Source organism: Streptomyces sp. NPDC058086 (genome assembly GCF_042885015.1).
GTDB lineage: Bacteria > Actinomycetota > Actinomycetes > Streptomycetales > Streptomycetaceae > Streptomyces.
Genome location: NZ_JBHVST010000098.1, coordinates 17534 through 41703 on the forward strand (window position 1 = coordinate 17534; position 24170 = coordinate 41703).

Here is a 24170-nt window from a genome sequence, read left to right on the forward strand (position 1 = left end):
GGAAGGGGCTTTCTTGATCGTTGTCACGAGGGGTGATCGGTCGATGTCCCTCCGCATAACAACTGACGCACCGTCAAATAACTGCCAGGTAGGAGGGTGCGGCCAACTCGCCCGATTTCCGCCGCTCATGGTCGGTAAGTCCTGGCCAAAAGTGGTTAACGATCAGTACGAACAGCTTGGAATCCGGTACCCGTGTCTATTAACGTTCGATAACGCAGCGCGGTCGTCCCAGCCGTCACAAGAGTCGGCTCCGTGCGCACGCGCCGAATCCCGCAAGGGAACCGGGGAACCACCAACTTGGGGTGAATCGAGCGTCTTTCACGGTGGAGACACCGTGGGTTGACGCGCGTAGGAGACCTTCCTGCTCCGAACCCGTCAGCTAACCCGGTAGGCGAGAAGGAAGGAAAGGAGCACGCCCACGTGGCGTCCAACCGGCCCGCCCAGCCCACTTCGTTCCCGCCGAACGACACCCAGACTTTTGGCTACGCCTACGGCAAGGACGAGGGCCCCTGGGAGGAGTGGAACCCCACCGAGGATTCCCTCCGTCCCCTCCGCGGCCGGCACCGCGTCTCCAAGCAGCGCGGCGGGGGACTCGCCCGCAGTTCCACGGTCCTGGGCGTCGGCGTCATCGCCGCCGTCGGCGCGGGCGGCATGGCCACCGCGGCGCCCGGCAAGCCGCCGGTGTCCATCTCGCTGCCCGACCTCTCCTCGGTCACCGCATCTGCCAAGGCGCTGATATCCGACGGCGGTTCCAGCACGCCGAAGGGCTCCGCCACCCCGCTCACCAGCGCCGGCGTGACCAGCGCCGACGCCGCGCAGGGCAACAAGGACGCGGGCGAGGCACTGCGCGCCCGCATCATCCTGCAGGCCGAGTCGCAGCAGGACCAGGTCGACAAGGCGGCCCAGGCCGCCGCCGAGTCCGCCGCGGCGAAGAAGGCGGTCGCACTGGCCGCCAAGCAGAAGGACGACGCCGAGGCCAAGGTCGCCGCCGCGAAGAAGCAGGCGGACGAGGATGCCAAGCAGAAGGCCGAGGCCGCGCGCCTCGCCGAGCTCGCCAAGAGCTACTCGCTGCCCACCTCCTCGTACACCCTGACCTCCCGCTTCGGTGACGCCGGTTCCATGTGGTCCTCCGGGTACCACACCGGCCTCGACTTCGCGGCCCCCACCGGCACGCTGATCAAGGCCATCCACAGCGGCACGATCACGGAGGCGGGCTGGGCCGGCTCGTACGGCTACCGCACCATCCTCACCCTCGACGACGGCACGGAGCTGTGGTTCTGCCACCAGTCGTCCATCAGCGTCAGCGTGGGGCAGAAGGTGGCCACCGGCGACGTCATCGGGCGCGTGGGCGCGACCGGCAACGTGACCGGGCCGCATCTGCACCTGGAGGTTCACCCGGGCGGCGGCAGCGCGATCGACCCGATGGCGTGGCTGCAGAGCAAGGGCATCAACCCCTGATCGTTCCCAGGGGCCGTGTGCGGAATACGGCAATCCGGTACGCCTGTTGAAATAAGGCATGACTTCCCTTCGCAAGCTCGGCTCCTCCGACCTCGAGGTCTTCCCGCTCTCCCTCGGCGGCAACGTCTTCGGCTGGACAGCCGACGAGGCGCAGTCCTTCGCCGTGCTCGACGCGTACACGGCCGGGGGCGGCAACTTCGTCGACACCGCCGACGGGTATTCCGCGTGGATCGCCGGCCACAAGGGCGGTGAGTCCGAGACGATCATCGGCAAGTGGTTCGCCGCGCGCGGCAACCGCTCCGATGTCGTCCTCGCCACCAAGGTCAGCACCCACCCCGAGTACAAGGGTCTGTCCGCGACGAACATCAGGGCCGCCGCCGACGCCTCGCTGCGCCGCCTCGGCACGGACTACATCGACCTCTACTACACCCACTTCGACGACACCTCGGTGCCGGTCGAGGAGATCATCGGCGCGCTGGACGAACTGGTACGGGCCGGAAAGGTCCGGGAGATCGCCGCCTCCAACATCTCCGCCGAGCGGCTCGCGGAGTCCGTGGAGTTCTCCGACCGCGAGGGCCTCGCGCGATACGTCGCCCTCCAGCCCCACTACAACCTCGTCTCGCGCGACACCTACGAGGGCCCGCTCCAGGAGGTCGCCTCCCGGACCGGCCTGGCCGCCGTCCCTTACTTCGCGCTCGCCTCCGGCTTCCTCACCGGCAAGTACCGCCCGGGTACGACGGTCGACTCGGCGCGGGCCGAGGGCGCCCGCAAGCACCTCGGCACCGAGCGCGGCATCCGCGTCCTGGCCGCCCTCGACGAGGTCGCCGGGGCCCATGACGCCGAGGTCGCCACGGTCGCCCTCGCCTGGCTCGCCGCCCGGCCGACGGTCGCGGCGCCCATCGCCTCCGCCCGGACGGTCGAGCAGCTGCCGGCCCTGCTGGCGGTCGCGGACCTGACCCTGACGGACGCGGAACTGGCCAGGCTGACGGAAGCGTCCGCCTGAGGCCTACGACTGGCCTGAGACCTACGACTGGTAGGGGTTGTACGCGGGGTACGGCGTCGTCGGTGCGGGGTACGGCGTCGTCGCACCGATGGGGTACGGGGGCGCGCCGGCGGGGTTCGCCTGGCCGGGCACCGGCGCGTAGCCGTACCCGGGCCACGGCGGCGGTACCTGAGGCGGCACGGGTACGGCCGGGGCCGCCGTGTGGGCCGCGTACGCGAGGGAGGGGCGGGCGACCTCCCGGCGGCGCCACAGCTCGTGCAGCAACTCCCGTTCCCGTACGACGAAGTCGGCGTTGGCGCGGCCACTGCGCCCCCGGTGCCGCAGAAACGCCAGCGAGGTCGCGTAGGCCTCGTACTGCGCGACCGAGCGCGCCGCCGCCTTGCCGAAGTGGTGGGCGGCGTACTCGCGGGCCAGTCGCCGCGCCCGCATCGAGCCGAGCACGTACGGCTCGGGCGGGGTGAGCCACCCGGCCGCCGCGTACGCCGGAAGTTCGGTCCGTACGGTCTTCAGCTCCCGCTGCCGCGTCCAGATGACGAGGAAGGTGAGCAGGCCGAACGCGGGCACCATGAACGCCCCGTAGACCGCGTAGAAGCCGTACTCCCCGAAGTTCGACGAGCCGTTCCACGTGGAGTGCATGCCCATCGCGAGCAGCAGTCCGGTCAGGGGCAGCAGGACGCGTCGCACGTGCTGGCGCTCGGCGGACAGCGCCGCGATGCCGAAGCCGATGCCGGTGAGCACGGTGAACAGGGGGTGCGCGAAGGGCGACATCACGACGCGGACGAAGAAGGTCGCGGCGGTGACGGAGGCCAGACCGCGGTCACCGTTGAGCTGGTCCGTGCCGAAGGCGGTGCCGAGATAGAGGATGTTCTCGGTGAAGGCGAAGCCGGTGGCGGTGACTCCGGCTATGACGACCCCGTCGACGATCCCCGTGAAGTCCCGGCGGCGGAAGAGGAACACCAGGAGCACGGCGGCGGCTTTCGCGGACTCCTCCACGATCGGCGCTATGACGGTCGCGCCGAGGGTGTCGGCGCTGGTCGGGTCGGCGGTGGCGGTCGCTATCCATTTGGTCGCGAAACTGTTGGCGACGATCGCTATCAGCGCCGCCGCGCAGGCGCCCCAGGCGAAGGCGAAGAGCAGGTTGCGCCAGGGGCCGGGCTCCACCCGGTCCAGCCAGCGGAACGCGGCGACGAGGAGCGGCACGGGCAGCACGGCGAGGCCGAGCCCGACCAGGAAACCCTCGGTGCCGGTCTGTTGGCGGACCAGGGCCAGGATGACGAGGCCGGAGAGCGCGAGCAGGGTGATCAGCGCGCCGTAGCGCACCCACTTCCGCTGCCACCAGTGCGCGTGCCGCAGCGCACCGTCGGCCGGCCCACCGGTGGGACCGCCGGGATACGTCGGGTACGGGGGGAAGGTGGCCACGGCATTGACCCTAACGAGGGAGGGGCGCTGCCCGCGACGGCGCCTGGTGGTGTTCGTCCGCGGGTCTTCAGTCGCCGGATGTGTCCTGGTCTCGGTGCTGTACGCGCCGGAACAGGAGGTCGTTCACCACATGACCCTTCTCCAGTCCCTGACCCTCGAAACGGGTCAGCGGCCGGAAGTCCGGACGAGGCGCGTAACCGCCGTCCGGCTGGGTGTTCTCGAAGTCCGGGTGTGCGCTCAGCACTTCCAGCATCTGCTCGGCGTACGGCTCCCAGTCGGTCGCGCAGTGCACGAGGGCGCCGGGCCTGAGGCGGGTCGCGGCGAGGCTGAGGAACTCCGGCTGGATCAGCCGCCGCTTGTGGTGCCGCTTCTTGGGCCAGGGATCGGGAAAGTACACGCGCAGCCCGCTCAGGGAATCCGGTGTGAGCATCTCCCTGAGCAGAATGATCGCGTCGCCGTTGCCGACGCGGACATTGGTGAGCCCGGTCTGGTCCGCGAGATTGAGCAGGTTGCCCTGCCCCGGCGTGTGCACGTCGACGGCCAGGATCCCCGTCTTCGGGTCCTCCGCCGCCATCCGCGCGGTGGCCTCGCCCATCCCGAACCCGATCTCCAGCACGACGGGCCGCTCGCCCCCGAACAACTCGGAGAGATCGATCACGTGCTGCCCGTCGATGTCGAGCCCCCACTTCGGCCACAGCCGCTGCAGCGCGTCCGCCTGGCCCGTGGTGACCCGGCTGCGCCGCGGCTGGAAACTCCGGATGCGCCGCTCGAAGTGCGATCCGGCGGGGTCGGCCTTCGGACCGTCGGGGAACCGGGGCTCCCCCTTGGCCCGGGCACGCCGATAGGGCTCATCTCCGGCGACGGAGCTGGACCGGGGCTCTTCGGGGGAGTCAATGGAGTCAGACACAGTGAGGCGATTTTACGGCGCCCCGGGAGCAGTCTCCTGCCCCCTCACCCCCGCCAAGGGCGCGAGCTCTGTCACGCCGGCCGACCGGGGCTTTCAGGGGCGCGGGGAACTGCGCGGCCGGCCCCCACGGGCCCGCAGACGAAGAACCGACCGGCCCGGCCCGTCAACCCCGTCACGTCCCCGCCAGCACCTCCAGCGCCCTGCGCGCGACCTCACGCCCGATAGGGAGCGACGCCGTGGCGGCGGGCGACGGTGCGTTCAGGACGTGCACGGTCCGCGGGCCCTCCTTGATGAGGAAGTCGTCCACCAGGGTGCCGTCCCTCAGGACGGCCTGGGCCCGGACACCGGCCGAGGCCGGGATCAGGTCGTCCGGCGTCACCGCCGGCAGCAGCCGCCGCACGGCCCCGGTGAACGCCGCCTTGGACACCGACCGCCGCAGCTCCCCCGCCCCGTACCGCCAGTGCCGCCGCGCCATCCGCCAGGAACCGGGCCACGCCACGGCCGTACCCACCTCACGGGGCCGGACGACCCCCCACCCGTACCCCTCCCGGGCGAGCGCGGGCACCGCGTTGGGCCCGATGTGGACGTCTCCGTCGATCCCCCGGGTGAGATGCACGCCGAGGAAGGGGAAGGCGGGGTCGGGGACCGGGTAGACCAGGCCGTGGACCAGCTCGGGACGCGCCAGGGAGTAGTACTCGCCGCGGAAGGGGATGATCCGCATGCCGGGTTCGTCCCCGGCCAGGCGCGCGATCTCGTCGCAGTGCAGCCCGGCGCAGTTGACCAGCACTCGTCCCCGCACGATCGCCCCGTCCGCCGTACGGACGGCGACACCGAGTGCGGGCCGGCGGTCGATGCGGACGACCTGCGCCTCGTACCGGATCTCCGCCCCGGAGGACTCGGCGAGCTGCCGGGCCACGGCGACGAAGTCGCACACCCCCGTCGTGCCGACGTGGATCGCGGCGAGCCCGCGCACCTGCGGCTCGTACTCCGCTATCTGGGCGGGGCCCAGCTCCCGCACCGGAATCCCGTTCTCCCGGCCGCGCTGCACGAGCCCGTGCAGACGGGGCAGCTCCGCCTTCTCCGTGGCGACGATCAGCTTTCCGGTGACGGCGTGCGCGATGTCGTACTCCGCGCAGAACTTCACCATCTCGGCGGCGCCCCGCACGGCGTACCGCGCCTTCAGCGAGCCGGGCCGGTAGTAGATCCCGCTGTGGATCACCCCGCTGTTGCGCCCCGTCTGATGACGGGCGGGGCCCCGCTCCTTCTCCAGCACCGTCACCCGTGTGCCCGGCGCGGCGCGCGTGATCGCATACGCCGTCGCCAGGCCGACGATCCCGCCGCCGATCACCAGCACATCGCAGTCGTAAGCGACCCGCACCTGTTCCACCTCCCGGCTTCAAGAGTGCACTGCGCCACTGACAACGCCTTCAAACCCAGGAAGCGGGCCGCGCCCCTGAAGGGGCGCGGGGAACTGCGCGACCAGCCCAGGACACCCGCAGCCCCGAGACCACGACAACCCGGCAGACGCGAAGGCACCCGCGCCTAGGCTGGGGCCATCAGCAGCGGCCGTGCCCGCTCCCTCAGCTCCACCACACGCGGTTCGTCGCCGTAGGGCTCCAGACGGTGCAGAAGGTCCTTCACGTACTCCGTCGTGCGCGCGGAGGAAATCCGCCCGGCGACCTCCACCGCCCGTACGCCCTGCTCGCATGCCGCGTCGAGATTGCCCGACTCGAGCTCGGCGACCGCCGACACCACCAGTCGCAGGCCGTGGGAGCGTACGAACTCCTCCGTCGGCTTCGACAGCGCCTGCTCGGTGAAGCGGCGCACCTGGCGCGGCGCCTTCAGGTCGCGGTAGCACTCGGCCGCGTCGGCCGCGAAACGGTCGTACGAGTAGAAGCCGAGCCAGCTCGGGTCGTGGTCGCCGTCCCGGGCCCGCTCCAGCCAGCCCTCGGCGGCCTTCAGGGCCCCGCCGGCCGCCTGGGCGTCACCCGCGCGCGCGTGGGCGCGTGCCTCGACGAGGCGGAAGAAGCTCATGGTGCGGGCGGTGGCGAGCCCCCGGTTGCGTTCCAGAGCGGCCTGGGCGAGGTCGACGCCCTCGTCGCCGAAGCCGCGGTAGGTCGCCTGGAGGGACATGGAGGCCAGTACGTAGCCTCCCAGGGGGACGTCGGCGGCGGCTCGGGCCAGGCGCAGGGCCTGGATGTAGTAGCGCTGGGCGGCTTCCTGCTGGCCCGTGTCGAAGGCCATCCAGCCCGCCAGGCGGGTCAGCTCGGCACTCGCCCCGAAGAGGGCTCTGCCCACTTCGTCGGAGTAGGCGCCGAGCAGCAGCGGTGCCGCCTCGACCCGCAGACATTCCGGCACCATCGACGAACGCCAGTCGCCACCTCCGTACTTGGAGTCCCAGCGCCTGGCGTCCTCTGCTGCCTCGCGGAGCTTCTGCACATCGCTGTGGCCGACTTTCAGTGGTGCCCCGGAGCCCTCGGAAGGGTTCACGTCCCGCGCCACCGAACTGTCGGCCGGGGTTATCAGCCACCGTGAGGCGGGAGTCGCGTAAGCGCTCACTGCGAAGGATCCCGCCAGGGACTGCCAGATGCCGCCGCTGCCGGCCCGGCGGCCGGCGAGGTCGAGGCGGTACAGCTCGGTGGCCGACCGCACCGCCTGCCCGACGTCACGGGGGAAGGCGAGGCCCACTTCGGGCGCGGGATCCGCGTCCGCCAGGCCGATCTCGTGGAGCGGCACCGGGCGGCCGAGCTTCTGACCGATGGCGGCCGCGATGAGATGCGGCGCCGCACCCTGCGGCACCATTCCCTTCGACACCCAGCGCGCCACCGACGTCTTGTCGTAGCGAAGAGTCAACCCGCGTTGAGCGCCAAGATCGTTGACGCGCCGCGCGAGTCCTGCGTTGCTGATTCCCGCGAGGGCGAGAACGGCGCCGAGTTTTTCGTTCGGCCCGCGTTGCTCCCTGGACATGCGCCACCCCTCGACACAGACGGCTGCCGCGCTGGCATAACCATGCGGCATTCGTAAACCCAGCGTAGTTCGCCGCATCCCATGCGTTAAGGGGCGTTGTTCCGGATGGCGGGATTGTGGTCCGTACGGAAGTACGGACGGTTGCATCGTGCTCCCGCTGTGTGGCTGTGCGCCCGTCCGTGCGCTCTTCTCCGGCCACCGGGGGAGCGCTTCCATGGATCACGCGTGGGTCGGCCCGCTGTACTGGATCCAGTGGGCTGGGGGACACCGCCGCCTACATCCCCGCGGGCGGCGGACCGGTCCGGGAGGCGAACTCCGCCTCCCGGACTGTGCGTTGTCCAAGCGGTGTGCAGGTCCTGTACGGAGCGTGTGCGGGCCTGTCCGCCCGCAGCCGATTTGGCCGAAAATCGATGGTGGCCTTTGCGGGTAAATAGCGCTCCTACCACGCCACTTGAGGGCGCATGAGGTGCTTTCGGGGAGCGTATCGGGGGCGCATTCACGTCGCCGATCCACCCCCGCCCACTCGCCGTTCCCAGTGAATCTCTCGTGATCGCCTTGCTTCGGGCGGGTGTTCGCATCTGCTTCGGATCGGCTTTGCAGCGGCCTCCCAACGGCGCGAACGTATTCGCGGGGGCGCATTCCGGGGGGCGCAAGCCGCCGCAGGGGCCCTCCCGTTCGCGGTCTTCGTGGCAGCATGGAGCCGAGTTCGTACGGTGCACTGGTTGTCCACAGCCTGTGGAGGCGTCGATGCGGTGGTTGGTGGGGTGGAGCAGTACCGCCGCCAGAGCGCCCGAGATCGGCTTGGCGGGCGCCACCGGAGGCGACGGCGAGACCGTGCATCCGGTGGGCTCCCAACTCCTGTGGGGCGACCCCGATCCGCTCTGGGCGGTCGGCGACTGGCGCCCCGACGAGGTCCGCGTCATCAAGGCCGACGCGCAGAACCGGATCGCCGTCCTCGGCACCTGCGGGGCGAGCGACGAAGAACTCAAGGTCGGCCTCTTCGCCGCGCGCGGCGGCGCACTGCGCCACCTCACCGCCTGGTCCGGCAGCTACACCGCCGTCGTCCAGGTCGGCCGCCGCACCACCGTCGCGGGCGACCTCGCGGGCGCGCGGCCCGTCTTCCACACGCCCTGGGCGGGCGGTACGGCCTACGCGACCGCCGCCCTGCCGCTGGCCGACCTCATCGAGGCCAACCTCGACTTCGGGCACCTGGCGGCCCTGCTCGCCGCCCCGGACGTACCGGCCGCGGTCCACGACTCGACCCCGTACGACGGCGTACGACGCATTCCGCCGGGGCACGCGCTGATCCTGCGCGCGGGTGCCCGCGAGGTCGCCGGCTACGAGCCCGTCGCCTCCCTCGCCGTCGCCGCGCCCACCGCGGACCCCGACAGCGCGGTGGACGGCGTTCGGGACGCCCTGGTGGAGGCCGTACGCGCGCGCCTCGCCGCTCCCCGGCACGTACCCGGGACCGACATCGACCCCGGGCCCGTACCCGGGATGGGGCCCGCGGAGCGGCGCGCGGCGCGCGGGATGCCCGTACCGGGAATCGGGGCCGACCTCTCCGGAGGGCCCGCCTCCGGGACGCTGGCCCTGCTCGCGGCGGGGCTGCCGGGGGCGCCCGGCACGGTCCTCGGGCACGGCACGGGCGCCGGTGAGCGGCTCCTCGCCGTCACCTTCAACGACCTCGCCGTCCGCGGACGGGAGGCCGAGGTGGAGCGGGCCGGGACGCTCGCCGCGAACCCCCGGCTGCACCATGTGGTCGTCGCCGGGGGCGAGGAGACGCTTCCGTACGCCGACCTGGAGGGGCCGCTGACGGACGAGCCGGGGCCGTCGCTGGTGACGGCGGCGCGGCACCGCGCGCGGCTGTCCTCCGGGAGCGCGGACCACTTCACGGGATACGGCGCCCGGCAGGTCCTGGACGCGCACCCCGCGCGGCTGGCCGACCTGCTGATGGACCGCAAGAGACGCCATCTGGTCCGGCCCGTCGCCGCGTTGGCGAAGGCGGACGGTTCCGTCATGGTTCCCGCGCGCGTGTACGGCGCCGCGCGCAAACTCGCCCGTACGCCGTACCGGACCGGCGTCGACGTCCTCGCCGACCGGCTGCTGCACCGGCGCTTCGACGAACCGGGAGGCGCGGTGGGTGCGTCACTCGCTGCGCTCACCTGGGCCAGGCCTGGTCCCGCGGCGCGTTGGCTGACCGGTGAGGCGCTGGCTGAAGTATCGGTTCGCCTACAAGGAGCCGCAGGTCGGACGGGGGTGGTCGGTCCCGGGCAGCGGCCCGGTGACTTCCGCGCCCGGGCGGCGCTCGCGCGCCACGCCGCCGATCTTCGCGTCCTGGAGCAGGCCGCCGAGATCCGCTTCCAGCGGCTGCACGCGCCGTTCCTGGACAACCAGGTCGTCCGCGCGTGCCGTGAGTTGCCGGAGGCGCTGCGGGTCCAGCCCGGGGCGCGTGCCGCGATCCTGCGGACCGTCCTGGAGGGCGCCGGGGTGGCCGACCTGCCGCCCGGCTGGGGCGCGCCGTCGCACGCGTCCTCGGCGGCGGCGGCGCGGACGGGGTTGCGGGTGGCCGCGGATTCCCTGATCGCTTTGTTCGACACTCCTCTGCTGGCGCAGGCGGGGCTCGTCGAGGCACGGGTCGTCCGCAAGGCCCTGCGGGCGGCCGCGGCGGGGGAGCCGCTGCCGCTGGACGGGCTGGCGGATCTGGTCTCCCTGGAACTGTGGCTGCGCCGCCTGCTGGCCCGCCGCGGCACATGCTGGACGGGCACACCGGCCCGCCAACGGGCCGTACCCGCGGGGATCGTGCCACAGGGGCGGGCGTTGGGGGCGGGGGCCGGGGGGCGGGGGTAGCGGCCGGGTGGCCCCTGGCTCGTCTCTGGGCCGTCTCCGGGCCGTCGTTCGGTCGTCGTTGGGTCGTCGTTGGGCCGTCGTTGGGTCGGGGCCGTGCCGGTACGTCGAGCCCGTCGCCGCCGGATCAGACCTTGCCCTACAGGGAGCCGCTTCCAGACCCGAACGTAAGCGACGGGCTTTCGACGCACCGGCCCGGCCCCTTCGGCGCGCGGGCGGCTGCGGGCCGGAGGGGGTCGGAGGGGCTGATCGCGCGGTTTCCCGCGCCCCCAAGGTGGGGCTTCGCCCTCGCATCCGCCACCCGCCCGGATTCGTTTGGCTGCGGGCCGGTGGGGGGCGGAGGGGCCGATCGCGGACGCGGGTTCGCCCCGCATCCCCCCGCGCCCCTGAAGGGGCTCTGGCGCGCTTCATTCAGCCCGTCCGGCGTTTGAAGACGAGGCCGTTCAGGCCGATAGGGGGCCGAGGGCGCAGCCCCGGCCCAGGGGCGCGGGGAACTGCGCGATCGGCCCCCACCGGCCCGTAGCCGACGAACCCACCAGGGGGGCTGGGGGCGCCCCCAGGTTGAGGATGATGGGGGTCCCCCCTGCTCGAGCGAAGCCGAGAGCTTGGGGGAGGGTAGGGGCGGCGGGGGCGGAGAACCTGGGCGTAGGCCCGCCGGGGAAAGCCTCGGCCCCGCGCACCGCGCGAGGTGAGAATAGGCGGGTGCGGTACAGAATCCTGGGGGTCGCCCAGGCGGAGGATGATCAGGGGGCCCCGGTCGCGCTGGGCGGCCCCCGGGTACGCGCCTTGCTGACGGCGCTCGCCCGACGAACGGACCGCACGACCACCCCCCAGACCCTGATCGACGAGGTATGGGCGGACGACCCCCCACTGGACGCCCCGGCGGCGTTGCAGGCCCTGATCGGCCGCCTGCGCCGGGCGATCGGCAAGGACGCGGTCGCCTCGGAGACGGGCGGCTACCGGTTGCGGGCGACCAAGGACGACGTGGACCTGTTCGTCTTCGAGCGGCAGGTACGAGAAGGCAAGGCCGCCCTCGACCGCGGCGACGCGTCCACCGCCGCCCACACCCTGCGCGACGCCCTCGCCCTGTGGCACGGCCCGGCCCTCGCGGACCTCCCCGACCGGGACGCCGCCACCCGCCCGGACGCGCTCCGCCTGGAGGCGACGCGCACCCGCATCGACGCGGACCTGCGACTGGGCCGCGCCCCCGACGTCGTACCGGAGTTGAAGGAGCTGACAACCGCCCACCCGTACGACGAGGCCCTGCACGCCCTGCTCATCCGCGCCCTGCGCGACGCGGGCCGCGGCGCGGACGCGCTGGCCGCGTACGAAGAGGTGCGCCGCGCCCTCCAGGAGGGCCTGGGCGCGGATCCCGGCGGGGAACTGCGGAGACTGCACGCGGAGTTGCTCACCCCGGCGGGAGCGGGCGGGCCGGGGCCCATACCCGTGCGTGCCGACCGTCGCGTACGGCGGGAAGGGGACGGGGCGGAGGCGGCCGCCCCTGGTGGCCTGCGCGTCGACACCGGCTCTTCCGAAGAGCGACCGACCCCGCACCGGGCCGAGGACGGACACCTCCGCCCCGGTCCCGACCCACGCCTCGACCCTGAACGCACCGGCAACCTCCGCCCCCGCCTGAACTCCTTCGTCGGCCGGGAACCCGAACTCGACGCGATCCGTTCGGATGTGCAGAGGGCACGCCTGGTCACGCTGACCGGACCGGGCGGTTCGGGAAAGACCCGCCTCGCCGAGGAAGCCGCCGCCGGGCTCCCGCAGGCCTGGCTGGTCGAGCTGGCCCCGCTCGACCGGCCCGAGGCGGTCCCGGGCGCGGTGGTCAGCGCCCTCGGTCTGCGCGAGACCGTGTTGATGACCCACGAGATGGCGATGGTCGGCCAGGACGACCCGCTCGGCCTGCTCGTCGAGTACTGCGCCCCGCGCAGCCAGCTCCTGATCCTTGACAACTGCGAGCACGTCATCGGCGCGGCCGCCGAACTCGCCGAGACCCTGCTCACCCGCTGCCCGGGGCTCACCATCCTCGCCACCAGCCGTGAACCCCTCGGCGTCCCCGGCGAGCTGGTGCGCCCGGTCGAGCCCCTGCCGCCCGACCCCGCGCGCCGGCTGTTCATGGAGCGCGCGGCGGCCGTACGTCCCGACGCCGACGCCGCGCTCCACGACTCCGAGGCGGTGGACGAGATCTGCCGACGGCTCGACGGCCTGCCCCTGGCCATCGAGCTGGCCGCCGCGCGCCTGCGACTGCTGACACCTCGCCAGATCGCCGACCGGCTCGACGACCGCTTCCGGCTGCTCACCTCCGGAAGCCGCACGGTGCTGCCCCGCCAGCAGACCCTGCGCGCCGTCGTCGACTGGTCCTGGGACCTGCTCGACGAACGGGAGCGGGCCGTGCTGTGCGAGGCGTCCGTCTTCGCGGGCGGCTGGGACCTCACGGCCGCCGAAGCCGTTTGCACCGGTGCCGTCACCGGTCCGGTCGCCGGTGGCGTGGCCGAACTCGTCGGGGCGCTCGTCGACAAGTCATTGATCGTCGCGACCCCGTCCGCCACCCCTTACGACGAGGACGGCGTCGGCGGCGGCATGCGGTACCGCATGCTGGAGACGATCCACGAGTACGCCACCGAGCGCGCCGCCGAAGTCCCCGAGCTGCGCGCCACCGCCGAGCGGCGCCACCGCGCGTGGGCGCGTGACCTCGTCGAGGAGGCCGAGCCACTGCTGCGCTCCGCCGCGCAGCTGCCCTGGATCCACCGCCTGGAGACCGAGCTCGACAACATCCGGGCGGCCCTGCACCGCGCGATCGTCGCCGGTGCGGAGGAGGACGCCGGCGCGATCGTCCTCGCCACGGGCTGGTTCTGGTGGCTGCGCAACTTCCGCCGCGAAGGCGGGGAATGGACGGACCGCCTGCTGCGGCTGGGCGCGGCGCTCGACGCGAGGGGCGTCGTGTCCGAGGCGAACCGGTCGTACGGCGGGGAGCGTGGCGACGGTGGCGACGGGTGCGAGGGGCGTGACGGTGGCGGCGATGGTGTCCTCTTCGCCGACCTGGACCGTTTCGATCCGCTGGCAGCCTTCCTCGCCGCCCCGGACCACGAGGAGTCCCATCCGCTGCACGGCATGCGGATGCGGGCGCGCATGTTGCACCTGTTCATGCTGGTGGAGACTGATCCGTTGGACGCAGGGGCGTATCCATGGATCTCGGAGTACATCGTGCGGGTGCGGGACTTCTTCGAGAAGGGCGGTCCGGACGCGGCGACCATGCCGGGCATCGTCTGGCCGTTGACCGCCTTCTTCCTGAGCGGTTGGCACGACGTGCGTCCGTCGATGGACACGGCGCTCGCCAACTGCCGAGCGTACGGCGGGGAGTGGGAGATCGGCGTCACCCTGATGTTCCGTACGCACATGGTCGTCGACGCCCCGGGCGGCATGCAGGGCGTGGACGACGACCTCGCGGAGCTGCGGGTGCTCAGCCGGCGCGTGGGCGACCGCTGGGTGCGCGCCCAGGTGTGCAGCGCCGCGGGGGAGGCGGCCATGGCGCGCGGTCTCTACGACGAGGCCAAGGGCGAGTACGAGGAGGCACTGCGGCTGGCCTTCGAGGTCGGCGCGTACGCCGAGACGCCCTTCCTCATGGCGCGGCTGGCCGAGCTCGCCTACCGCGCGGGCGAGCGTTCGCAGGCGCTGACCGCCCTGGACGAGGCCAACGCCGCGGCCGAGCGGTACAGCATCACGGACTCCGGCGCCTTCGTCCGTCTGCTCCGCGCCCAGCTGGCCCTGGACGACAGAGAGGTCGCCTTCGCGCGCGAACAGTGGGAACAGGCGTGCGAGATGACCGCCCGCGGCACCCCGCCGCCGCAGTTCATGGCGGCGCTGAACTGGGTCGAGGCGCTCGTGACAGCTGCCGAGTCCGGTCCGGAGCCCGGCCTGCGCAAGATGGTCGACGCGTTGGCCACGGCGGTGACGGGGCGGTGCGCCGACGTGGTGACGGCGAGCTTCGTCGAGAGTGCGGCGGGCCTGCTGTCCGAACTCGGCGACCATCCCCGAGCGGCCCGTCTGCTCGCCGCTGGTACCTCCTGGCGCGGCGGTCTTCCCCGTCCCACCCAGGAGCGCACCGGCGCCGAGCGCACGGAGACCGCCGCGCGTGCCGCTCTCGGTCCCGTCCGCCATGAGTCCGAGCGGACGACGGGGGCGGGCTTCACCCAGGCCGACGCCCTGCGGGAGCTCGCGGAGGCGCTGAAGGAATACGAGTAAGGATTACGCGTAAGGAGTACGAGTAGGCGGCGAGGGAGTGCCGCACCTCGCTTCGACGCACCTCACCGGCACTGGAACGTGGACTCCGCCCAGTCCGCCAGGGCCACGGCGTCGAATCTCGTGTGCGGTTCGACGGCCAGTCGAATCGTTTTGCGGCCGGTGAGGTTCACATGCACGGGGACCGCGGGGTCGCCGCCCCCGACCAGTGGCGACTGCCACAGGCGCGCTCCGCCGGCGTACACGGAGAAGCTCACCTGGCCGAGGCCCGGCGTCAGGTCGTCCACACCGACCAGCGCGTCGTACGCCGAGCAACTGCGGTTGAGGTCGATGGTGACCGAGGACTCGCCGTGCACGGTCACGCCGTGGGTGTACCGCTGACCCGCGATCGACACCCCCCACCGCTGCCACACCCAACTGCTCTCGCCGAGCCGCATCTCGGGTTTGGTGTGGTCACCGGTGACGTCGTACTTCAACTCGTTCCACTGGTAGACGACCGGTGCGGGAGGAGGCGGCGGGGTGGGCGTGGGCGTCGGAGTAGGGGTCGGAGTGGGGGTCGGAGTAGGGGTGGGCTTCGGATTCGCCCGCGGCGGGGTGGGGGACGGCGTGGGCGTGGACGTGGGCTTCGGGGTGGGCCGGGGAGTGGGAGTCGGGGTCGGGCTGGGCGTCGGTGCGGGGGCCACCACCGGGGGCTGTGGCGCGGGCTTCTTCGACGGAGTCGGCGTCGGCTGCGGCTGTGGCGCTTCGACCACCGGCGAGGTCGCCGGCGGCTTGGCCTCGGGCTTCTTGACCGGACTGCCGTTGCCGACGAGGGCGAGTGCCACCGCCGCCGCGGCCACCGCGACGACTCCCGCCGCGATACCGGCCTTGACCGGCGCGCCCAGCCCCTCCGAGGCGGCCGCGCCGCCCCCGGCGCTCGCCCCGCCCGAGCCGCCGCTCGCCGCCGCGGCGCCGGCCGCCCCGGCCGCGCCCGCTCCGGCGCCACCGGCGATGAGCGCGACGGCCTTCGCGTACCCGGCGGCACCGAACCAACCGATGACCGCGACCGGCACGACCGCGGGGATCCCGCTGGCGACTTCCTTGATCTGGCCCGCGGCCAGCCGGCACTTGGCGCACTCCTCCAGGTGCTTGCGCAGTCCGCGCTCGGCCCGGGTGCGCAGGCCGCCCCGGGCGTAGGCGCCGAGCCGGTCGGCGTGACGCGCGCACTCCTCGTCCATGGTGAGCGTGATGCTTACGTGTGCCTGGAGGTAGGCCTGCTTGAGGCCCTCGCGGGCGCGGCTGGCCAGGACGCGGGTGCCGTTGGCGTCGAGCCCGAAGAGCGTGGCGACCTCGCTCGGGGACTCATCCTCGACCTCCGTGTGCCACAGCACGGCCTGCCAGCGCTCCGGCAGCGACCGGAACGCCTGCATGGCCATGGACTGCTCGGCCTCGTGCATCGCCCGTACGTCGGCGCCCAGGTCCAGCGTGTCGTCGTCGGACACCTCGGAGGCGCGGGAGGACTGCGCGGCGAACACCGCGAAGTCGTCGACCAGTTGCTCCCGTTTCGCGGACTTCGTCCAGCTCGCGGCGACGCGGCGGACCGTGGTGAGCAGATACGCGCGTACGGCGTGCTCGGGGCCGTGGCCGCGGCGGACCGCCTGGAGCATGCGGGCGAACACCTCGGCGGTGAGGTCGTCCGCGGTGTACGCGTCCCGGCAGCAGGTGCGGGCATAACGACGGACGGCTTCGGCGTGACGGCGGTACAACTCCTCGTACGCCGTGTCGTCGCCCGCGCGCATCCGCCCGATCAGATCGGCGTCGGAGGGCGGCCGCTCGATCGGGGGCGACAGGGCGTTCCCGCCGTCACGCCGGTCGAACCGGTCGCGCTGCGCCGGAACACTGGGGTCCCGTGGAGCGCCCGAAGCGCCTGAACCACCCGAAGCGCCTGAACCACCCGGCGTACCCGAGGGTTCCGAGGTGATGCCCGACGGACCGCCCTGGCTCGGTACCTGCCGCGAGGGCGACCCGCCGGCCTCCGCGCCACCGTCACCGAGTGACTCGTCCCGCCCGTCAACGCTCATCGCGGAAAGCCCCCGCCTGCACACTCGGACCCGAATACCGGGACAGAGTGCCACACGCTTCAGGGGCGGGACCCCACCGCACGGACCAACCACTCGTCCGTGGGCACTTGCCACACGACAGCACTAGTGGTCACTCGTTTGGGGAATAGTCAATAAACGCTCCCCATAAGGCAGTTGCGTTATGGCCGGAATGTGCGGACCCCGAGCTCCGTCCCCTCGGACTCCGTCACCCCGGCCACCGTCACGCCGGCCGCGAGCGCAGCCCCTCCAGCAGGATGTCCAGCAGCCGGGCCGAGGCCGCGGCCTGCTGGACGGCATCCGGCAGCGAGGGCGCCGCCGTGGCTATGACCAGCAGTACGTCCGCCACGGTCACGTCCGCCCGCAGCTCGCCCGCCGCGCGCGCCCGATCCACCAGCCGGCCCACCACGTCGAGCAGCGCGGCCGCACCGGCGTCGTCGGCCACCGCGGCCATGGCCTCCTCCTCGGGCGACGACCGCTGCTCCACGAGCCGGAGCTCGGGGGCGAGCTGGGACCGCTGCTGCGGCACCCGCGCCTCGTCCGCCGAGGGCCCCTCCTCCGCGACGCCGACCCGCAGCACCTGCGGCGGCAGCAGCCGCCCGGCACCCGAGGCCACCGACGTACGCAGGAAGCGCGAGAGCGCCGACCACGGCTCGTCCTCCTGACCGAGCGCCGCGCGCGCCTGGTCGGTCAGCCGGGAGGTCTCCTCCTCGGCTATCCGACGGACCAGGACGTCCTTGCTCGGGAAGCGCCGGTACACCGTGCCGACGCCGACCCGGGCGCGCCGCGCCACGTCCTCCATCGGCGCGCCGTACCCCAGCTCGCCGAAGACCTCGCGCGCCGCGCGCAGTACGTGCTCCAGATTGCGCTGTGCGTCCACCCGTAGCGGCGTCGTCCGCGATCCGTCCACCGGACCGCGGCCATTGCCGCCCGTTGCCGCGCCGATCGTGCCACCGGACGCGATGGCAGACGCGGAAGACCAATGAGAGTCCTGAATGTGCATAAGTGTTCCCCCGGTAATGACGTCTCCCCCCGGAGACTCTCCCCGCCATTGGAAGCCGGAGCGTGCGGAACAAGCTTGATTCACGAACCCGTCGTGCGGACTCGTCGAGCGCATCCCCCTACACCCCGTCGACACACGAACATAGTTGAGTGGGGGTCAATTCAGAAGGGGCAGGTTCCGCACGGAGCGCCCCCCGATCGGAGTACGGGTCGGTTACCTCCCGATTAAGCCCCCTCCGAACCCCTCGGGCACCCCCGCTGACCTGCGTACTCTCCCTGCAGTCCGGCAAACCGGCCAACCCCTCGGGCCCCCGGCGGTCGGTCACACAAATTGTCGAGCCTGTGGACAAACTCAAGAGCGGGGTGCGTCATGGGATGGTGAAGGAACCTGTGCGCATTCTCATCGTCGGCGGCGGCTACGTCGGGATGTACACCGCCCTGCGCCTCCAACGAAAGTTGAAGTCGGAACTGAATCGGGGCGAGGTCGAGATCACCGTCGTCTCCCCCGACCCCTATATGACTTATCAGCCGTTCCTTCCCGAGGCCGCCGCGGGCCTGATCTCGCCGCGCCATGTGGTGGTCCCGCTGCGCAGGGTCCTCGACGGGTGCCGGATCCTGGTCGGCGAGGCCCACAGCATCGACCACGCCAAGCGCACCGCGACGCTCAGCACGCTCGCCACCGCCGAGGAGGGCGCGGGCACGGAACAGATCACGTACGACGAACTCGTCCTCGCCCCCGGCTCGGTCTCACGCGCCCTCCCGATCCCCGGACTCGCCGACTACGCCATCGGCTTCAAGACCATCGAGGAAGCCATCGGGCTGCGCAACCACGTCATCGAGCAGATGGACATCGCCTCCTCCACCCGGGACCCCGCGATCCGCGACGCCGCCCTGACCTTCGTCTTCGTGGGGGGCGGTTACGCGGGCGTGGAGGCGCTCGGCGAACTCGAGGACATGGCCCGCTACGCCGCCCGCTACTACCACAACGTCAACGCCGACGACATGAAGTGGATCCTCGTCGAGGCCTCGAACCGCATCCTCCCCGAGGTCGGCGAGGAGATGGGCAAGTACACGGTCACCCAGCTGCGCCGCCGCAACATCGACGTACGCCTCGAGACGCGCCTCGACTCCTGCGCGGACCGGATCGCCGTCCTCAGCGACGGCGCCCGCTTCCCCACGCGCACGGTCGTGTGGACCGCCGGCGTGAAACCGCACCCGATCCTGGCCGCCAGCAACCTCCCCCTCAACGAGCGCGGCCGCCTCAAGTGCACCCCCGAGCTGACCGTCGAAGGCGCCCCCCACGCGTGGGCCGCCGGAGACGCCGCCGCCGTCCCCGACGTCACCGCCGAGGAGCCCGGCAAGGAGACCGCGCCCAACGCACAGCACGCGGTGCGCCAGGCCAGGGTCCTCGGCGACAACATCGCGCACTCCCTGCGCGACGAGCCCCTGGAGACGTACTCCCACAAGTACGTCGGCTCGGTCGCGTCCCTCGGGCTGCACAAGGGTGTCGCACACGTCTACGGGCGCAAGCTGAAGGGCTATCCTGCCTGGTTCATGCACCGCGTCTACCACCTGAGCAGGGTCCCGACCTTCAACCGCAAGGCTCGCGTGCTCGCCGAATGGACCTTGGCGGGGCTCTTCAAGAGGGAGATCGTGTCCCTCGGATCGCTCGAACATCCTCGAGCGGAGTTCGAACTCGCGGCCGGTGGAAAGCATCCTATCGACCCGAAGCTCGACCCGAAGGGGTCGTCCTGACCGGAGCCAGGAACTCCACCGATCAGGCAGGCGTCTGACGGATGTCGGTCCGGTCGGCCAGACTGGTCCCGACCTTGGGCGGGCCGACGGTTCGCTCTTCGCACCCACAGGCTTCTTCCCCAGCGCCGCAATTCCCGGGTTCCGATCAGGGAGGCAGCGCTCCAGTGGCTCCGGCCGCGGGCCGGACCCCCGGCCGGATCCGGAGCCGACCGGAGACGACAATCACGAGGCAAGGATTCGGTGAACTTCACCCGCTGGAGCGCCCGGCTCCCCGGAACGCAGCGCCGCGCCGCGGCGCGAACCGAACACACGGCCTCCCCGGACCGCCGAGGCGAGGGCTCCGTGCCCGCGGCCCGCGCCGAGCAGCTGACCGATGACGCGCCGCCCGTCCCCGCCGTCGACGACCTGCCCGTGCGCGAGGTCCTCGACCGCGTCCCGGCCCTCGTCGCCCTCGTGCACGGCCACGACCACCGCGTGGCGTACGTCAACGACGCCTATGTGGCGGCCTTCGGCGCCCGACCCGTCGGCGAACCCGCACGCGAGGCGCTCCCCGAGCTCGCGGAGATCGGCCTGCTCCCGCTCCTCGACCAGGTGCTGCGCAGCGCCAAGCCGCGCACGGTCAAGTCCCGCAAAGCACCCGGCGGCCGCTCGTACACCTTCACCTGCACGCCCGTCGACGCCACCCCGGACGGCCAGGACGGCGGCGTACTCGTCTTCGCCACCGACGTCACCGACCACGCCGAGGCCGCCGAGCGACTGCGCGCCAGCGAGCGCCGCCAGCGCGAGACCGCTGTCACCCTCCAGCGCTCCCTGCTCCCCCAGGAGCTGGAAGAACCCGACGACCTGCGCGTCGCCGCCACCTATCAGCCCGGCGGCACCGAGGCCGCGGTCGGTGGCGACTGGTACGACGTGATCACCCTCGGCGGCGGCCGCACCGCACTCGTCATCGGCGACGTGATGGGCCGCGGAGTGCGGGCCGCGGCCGTCATGGGGCAACTGCGCACCGCCGTGCGCGCGTACGCCCGCCTCGACCTGCCCCCGCACGAGGTCCTGCAACTCCTCGACGGACTCGCCACGGAGATCGACGCCAACCAGATCGCCACCTGCGCGTACGCCGTCCACGACCCCAACGAGGGGCGGCTCGTCTACGCCTCCGCGGGACACCTCCCGATCCTCGTCCGCGACGAGCACGGCACCGTGATCCGCGCCGACGAACCCACCGGACCGCCGCTCGGCACCGGCGGCTGGATGCACGCCTCCGGCTCGGTCCCGCTGGGACCCGGCTCCACGGCCGTCCTCTACACCGACGGCCTGGTCGAGCGCCGCGACGAGGACCTCGACGAGGGGATCGCGTCTCTGGAACGCGCCCTCGCGGGGGCGACGGGCACTCCCCAGGTCGTCTGCGACCGCCTCGTCCGCTCCGCGGGCGTCACCGCCGACCACGACGACGACGTGGCCGTCCTCGTCCTCCAGCACCCCGCCCGTACGGGCCCCGACGGCGAGCTCTTCCGCAACGCGGCCCTGGAGCTGCTGGGCGGGGTGGAAGCGGCTCCACGCGCGCGTGCCTTCGCCTCCGGCGTGCTGACGAGTTGGCGCTTCCCGTCCGACCTCCATGACCTCGGCGTCCTCGCCACCAGCGAGCTGGTCGCCAACTCCCTCCAGCACGGCACCCCGCCGATGCGCCTCCGGCTGCGCCGTACCGACCGCCGCCTCATCATCGAGGTCACCGACGGCGACGACCATCTGCCACGGCGGCGTCGTGCCGAGCCCGCCGACGAGGCCGGCCGCGGTATCGCGATCGTCGCGACGATCGCTTCCGGTTGGGGGTCGCGGCGTACACCCGGGGGAGGGAAGGCGGTCTGGTGCGAGTTCGCCCTACCACGGGCCACCGGCTGACCACCTGACGCGCCTCCACCGGAAGTCTTCCGGCCACCGTGCTGGTGGGGGGCCTGGGGCGCAGCCCCGGCCCCCAGGGGCGCGGGGAACTGCGCGACCAGCCCCCACTCACCCGCGGAAGCAGGAGACGGCTGCCACCACGGTGAAACGTGGTGGCAGCCGTCGTGCGAACGTCGTACAGACCTCCGTCAGGCGCTTGCCCGTACCGGCTCCGCGGGTGCCGCCCCGCCCTGAGCCACCACCCGGCTCTTCGCCAGCCACGGCTGGTTCTGTACGGGGCTCAGCTGCCGCCCGAGCCGCAGCGCCAGGAACGTGATGCCGAGGGAGAAGAGCAGGAACGTCACGACGTACGGACCGTGCAGCGAGGCCCCCATCGGACCGCCCACCGCCGGACCGACGGCCAGCGCGAGCTGCTTCACGAGGGCGAAGGCGGAGTTGTACTGGCCGGCCAGTCCCGTCGGTGCGAGATCCGCGACCAGCGGGGCGACCGTCGGCGACAGCATCGCCTCGCCGAGTCCGAACAGCGCGTACGTCGAGACGAACGCCGCCGTGGCCATCGTCTGGCTGCCGTGTCCGAGCCCCGCGTACCCGGCGGTCAGCCACGCCACGGCCCAGATGAGGCCGACCGCCGCGATCACCCGCGACCGCTTCCGGCGTTCGACGAACTTCAGCACCGCGAACTGCGCCACCACGATCATCGCCGTGTTCGCCGCCATCGCCGTACCGAGCGCGGAGGTCGAGATCCCGGCCGCCTCGACGCCGTACGCGGACAGCCCCGACTCGAACTGCCCGTAGCAGGCGAAGAACAGCACGAAGCCCAGCACGGACAGCTGCACCATGGCCCGGTTGCCCAGCAGCTGCTTCCAGCTGCCGCCCTCGGCCTTCGGCGCGTCCCCCTTGATCCGCGGCGCGTGCGGCACCCGTACGGTCGCCATGATCACGACCAGCACCAGGAACATCGCCGCTTCGATCGCGAACAGCAGCGTGAACGAACTCGCGCGGGTCGTATCGACGATGTGGCCGCCGATCAGGCCACCCACGCCGAGCCCGAGATTCTGCAGGAAGAACTGCGTCGCGAAGGCGCGCGACCGCGTGTCCGCCATCGAGCAGTCCACGATCATCGTCGCCAGCGCCGGCTGCATGACCGCTTGTCCCGCACCGAGCGCCGCCGCCGACAGCAGTACGGCCGTGGCGTTGCTCGCGAGCCCCAGGCTCAGCGCACCGAAGGCGGCGGTGACCAGGGCGGTGAGCAGGACCGGCAGCGGGCCGCGCAGGACGATGGCCCGCCCGGCGAACGGCAGCACCACGAGAGCGGCCACGGCGAAGACGGCGAGCACGAGGCCCGCCGTCATGGAGCCGAGTCCCCGTACCTGCGCCACATAGACGTAGAGGAAGGGGACGGTAAAGCCGAGCCCGAACGCTCCGAGTGCGTTGCCCACGTGGATCCGGCGCATCGCTGCGCCCATCGCCCTGGTCACTTTCACCTGCCTTGGTAGTGAAGCTTCGGCATGCATGGATGCAGCCCTGAAGACTTCGAAGCTAAAGTTAGATGTTGAACTGTACAGCTTGAAGGACTTCAATGCCAAGCGAGCCCGTGCGATACTTCGGACATGGGCGACACTCCCGGCGTCACTGCGCCGACAACCGAGCCGACACTCGACGAACAGATCGCCGCCTACCAGCGCGAGTTCCGGGACCTCGACCCCCAGGTCGAGAAGATCGTGGCGGCGCTCGGCCGCCTCAACCGCCGTATGAACGTCGCCTACGGCCGCCAGACCGCCACCCTCGGCATCAGCAACGCCGAGTGGGAGGTCCTCAAGGCCCTCGTCCTGTCCGGCGAGCCCTACCGGATGGGTCCCAGCGACCTCGCCAAGCGGCTCGGCCTGACCCCGGCCGCGATGACCCACCGGATCGACCGGATGGTCGCGGAGGGTCTGGTCACCCGGGAGCGAGACGAGTCGAACCGTGTCCGCGTGATCGTGGAGCTCACGGACGAGGGGCGCGAGAAGTGGCTGGAGGCCATGCGCCTCGCCACGGTCTTCGAGGAGGACCTCCTCCAGGACCTGTCCGCCGAGGAGCGCGGTGTCCTCGGTGAGGTTCTGACGCGTCTTCTACGACGCGTGGAACACGCCCAGCCGGACGCGGGCGGCCGGCTCAGCGACCTCGAATAAAAGATCTTGACAGGGTTGGTTGACATCACCCTGCTGGATCCGTAAGGTTCTTCGAGTTGCCACGGGACCGTAACGGTTCTGCGGTAGCACCTCCGCCGCAGTAGCGGCACCCAAACCACCAGCACGATCTCCCAAACGGGTGAATTCGGCGTGCCCGAATTCAATTCGCTTGGGGCGCGGCGGTCCGATTAGGAACTGCCGAGAGGATCCGCTAAAGTTTGGGACGTCGGAACGGCTCAACAGCCGGGAAGACAAGCCCCACTGACTGGGAATCAGGCCCGAAAGGATCTGATAGAGTCGGAACCGCCGGAAAGGGAAACGCGAGAGCGAGAACCTGGAAAGCACCGAGGAAATCGGATCGCGAAACGGTCTGATAGAGTCGGAAACGCAAGAACAAAGCAAGACAGCAAGACCGAAGGGAAGCG

At 71.9% G+C, this 24170-nt stretch carries 14 protein-coding genes and 1 riboswitch; of the genes, 7 read left to right on the forward strand and 7 right to left on the reverse strand.

Features of this window, described 5'->3' with window-relative positions:
* The first annotated feature begins 251 nt into the window (after nt 1-251).
* A riboswitch (cyclic di-AMP (ydaO/yuaA leader) is annotated at nt 252-409 on the forward strand.
* A gap of 11 nt (nt 410-420) precedes the next feature.
* Both ACFVWD_RS45240 and ACFVWD_RS45245 read left to right on the forward strand, forming a co-directional pair.
* The gene (locus ACFVWD_RS45240; RefSeq protein WP_389603991.1) at nt 421-1458 is read left to right on the forward strand and encodes a M23 family metallopeptidase; all 1038 of its coding nucleotides are present in this window, start codon (nt 421-423) and stop codon (nt 1456-1458) included.
* Between the two features lie 58 nt (nt 1459-1516).
* Nucleotides 1517-2461: an aldo/keto reductase gene (locus tag ACFVWD_RS45245; RefSeq protein ID WP_389603993.1), complete on the forward strand. Its 945-nt coding sequence runs from the start codon at nt 1517-1519 to the stop codon at nt 2459-2461.
* Between the two features lie 21 nt (nt 2462-2482).
* Here ACFVWD_RS45245 and ACFVWD_RS45250 read toward each other — a convergent pair whose 3' ends face one another.
* The 4 genes from ACFVWD_RS45250 to ACFVWD_RS45265 all read right to left on the reverse strand — a co-directional run bounded on the left by ACFVWD_RS45250 (nt 2483) and on the right by ACFVWD_RS45265 (nt 7754).
* A complete protein-coding gene (locus ACFVWD_RS45250; RefSeq protein WP_389603995.1) occupies nt 2483-3880 on the reverse strand; it encodes a PrsW family intramembrane metalloprotease in 1398 nt (465 codons plus the stop codon).
* Nucleotides 3881-3947: 67 nt separating this feature from the next.
* On the reverse strand, nt 3948-4787 hold the full coding sequence (trmB, locus tag ACFVWD_RS45255; RefSeq protein WP_389603996.1) for a tRNA (guanosine(46)-N7)-methyltransferase TrmB: 840 nt from the start codon (nt 4785-4787) through the stop codon (nt 3948-3950).
* Between the two features lie 172 nt (nt 4788-4959).
* Nucleotides 4960-6165 (reverse strand): L-2-hydroxyglutarate oxidase, encoded by a 1206-nt coding sequence (gene lhgO / locus ACFVWD_RS45260; protein WP_389603998.1) that lies wholly within the window; start codon nt 6163-6165, stop codon nt 4960-4962.
* A 164-nt stretch (nt 6166-6329) separates the two neighbouring features.
* On the reverse strand, nt 6330-7754 hold the full coding sequence (locus ACFVWD_RS45265) for an MFS transporter (RefSeq protein WP_099921857.1): 1425 nt from the start codon (nt 7752-7754) through the stop codon (nt 6330-6332).
* A gap of 747 nt (nt 7755-8501) precedes the next feature.
* Between ACFVWD_RS45265 and ACFVWD_RS45270 the strand changes: the two genes are divergently transcribed.
* Nucleotides 8502-10601, forward strand: coding sequence for an asparagine synthase-related protein (locus ACFVWD_RS45270; protein WP_389604000.1), 2100 nt, complete (start codon nt 8502-8504; stop codon nt 10599-10601).
* Nucleotides 10602-11300: 699 nt separating this feature from the next.
* Nucleotides 11301-14846, forward strand: coding sequence for a BTAD domain-containing putative transcriptional regulator (locus ACFVWD_RS45275; RefSeq protein WP_389604001.1), 3546 nt, complete (start codon nt 11301-11303; stop codon nt 14844-14846).
* A gap of 62 nt (nt 14847-14908) precedes the next feature.
* On the opposite strand, the gene ACFVWD_RS45280 is transcribed toward ACFVWD_RS45275, so the two are convergent.
* Nucleotides 14909-16903 carry a sigma-70 family RNA polymerase sigma factor gene (locus ACFVWD_RS45280; protein ID WP_389604002.1) on the reverse strand — a complete coding sequence of 665 codons (1995 nt, stop codon included), beginning with the start codon at nt 16901-16903 and terminating at the stop codon, nt 14909-14911.
* Between the two features lie 241 nt (nt 16904-17144).
* A complete protein-coding gene (locus tag ACFVWD_RS45285; protein ID WP_389604003.1) occupies nt 17145-17924 on the reverse strand; it encodes a TetR/AcrR family transcriptional regulator in 780 nt (259 codons plus the stop codon).
* A gap of 374 nt (nt 17925-18298) precedes the next feature.
* On the opposite strand from ACFVWD_RS45285, the gene ACFVWD_RS45290 reads away from it, so the two are divergent.
* Together ACFVWD_RS45290 and ACFVWD_RS45295 are read left to right on the forward strand one after the other, a co-directional pair.
* On the forward strand, nt 18299-19678 hold the full coding sequence (locus ACFVWD_RS45290; RefSeq protein WP_389604004.1) for an NAD(P)/FAD-dependent oxidoreductase: 1380 nt from the start codon (nt 18299-18301) through the stop codon (nt 19676-19678).
* 240 nt (nt 19679-19918) lie between these two features.
* Complete coding sequence (locus tag ACFVWD_RS45295; RefSeq protein WP_389604006.1) at nt 19919-21574, forward strand: SpoIIE family protein phosphatase; 1656 nt, start codon at nt 19919-19921, stop codon at nt 21572-21574.
* A 188-nt stretch (nt 21575-21762) separates the two neighbouring features.
* Here the strand turns inward: ACFVWD_RS45295 and ACFVWD_RS45300 are convergent, their stop codons facing one another.
* Nucleotides 21763-23040: an MFS transporter gene (locus tag ACFVWD_RS45300; protein ID WP_389604008.1), complete on the reverse strand. Its 1278-nt coding sequence runs from the start codon at nt 23038-23040 to the stop codon at nt 21763-21765.
* Between the two features lie 144 nt (nt 23041-23184).
* Here ACFVWD_RS45300 and ACFVWD_RS45305 point away from each other — a divergent pair, with 144 nt between their 5' ends.
* Complete coding sequence (locus tag ACFVWD_RS45305; RefSeq protein WP_389604010.1) at nt 23185-23745, forward strand: MarR family winged helix-turn-helix transcriptional regulator; 561 nt, start codon at nt 23185-23187, stop codon at nt 23743-23745.
* Nucleotides 23746-24170: the final 425 nt, after the last annotated feature.

What these genes read in the sequence shown, in the direction of transcription:
- ACFVWD_RS45245 (WP_389603993.1), top strand. Translation starts at nt 1,517, where the DNA reads ATGACTTCCCTTCGCAAGCTCGGCTCCTCCGACCTCGAGGTCTTCCCG.
- ACFVWD_RS45265 (WP_099921857.1), bottom strand. Translation starts at nt 7,754, where the DNA reads ATGTCCAGGGAGCAACGCGGGCCGAACGAAAAACTCGGCGCCGTTCTC.
- ACFVWD_RS45270 (WP_389604000.1), top strand. Translation starts at nt 8,502, where the DNA reads ATGCGGTGGTTGGTGGGGTGGAGCAGTACCGCCGCCAGAGCGCCCGAG.
- ACFVWD_RS45280 (WP_389604002.1), bottom strand. Translation starts at nt 16,903, where the DNA reads ATGAGCGTTGACGGGCGGGACGAGTCACTCGGTGACGGTGGCGCGGAG.
- ACFVWD_RS45285 (WP_389604003.1), bottom strand. Translation starts at nt 17,924, where the DNA reads ATGCACATTCAGGACTCTCATTGGTCTTCCGCGTCTGCCATCGCGTCC.
- ACFVWD_RS45290 (WP_389604004.1), top strand. Translation starts at nt 18,299, where the DNA reads ATGGTGAAGGAACCTGTGCGCATTCTCATCGTCGGCGGCGGCTACGTC.
- ACFVWD_RS45300 (WP_389604008.1), bottom strand. Translation starts at nt 23,040, where the DNA reads ATGGGCGCAGCGATGCGCCGGATCCACGTGGGCAACGCACTCGGAGCG.
- ACFVWD_RS45305 (WP_389604010.1), top strand. Translation starts at nt 23,185, where the DNA reads ATGGGCGACACTCCCGGCGTCACTGCGCCGACAACCGAGCCGACACTC.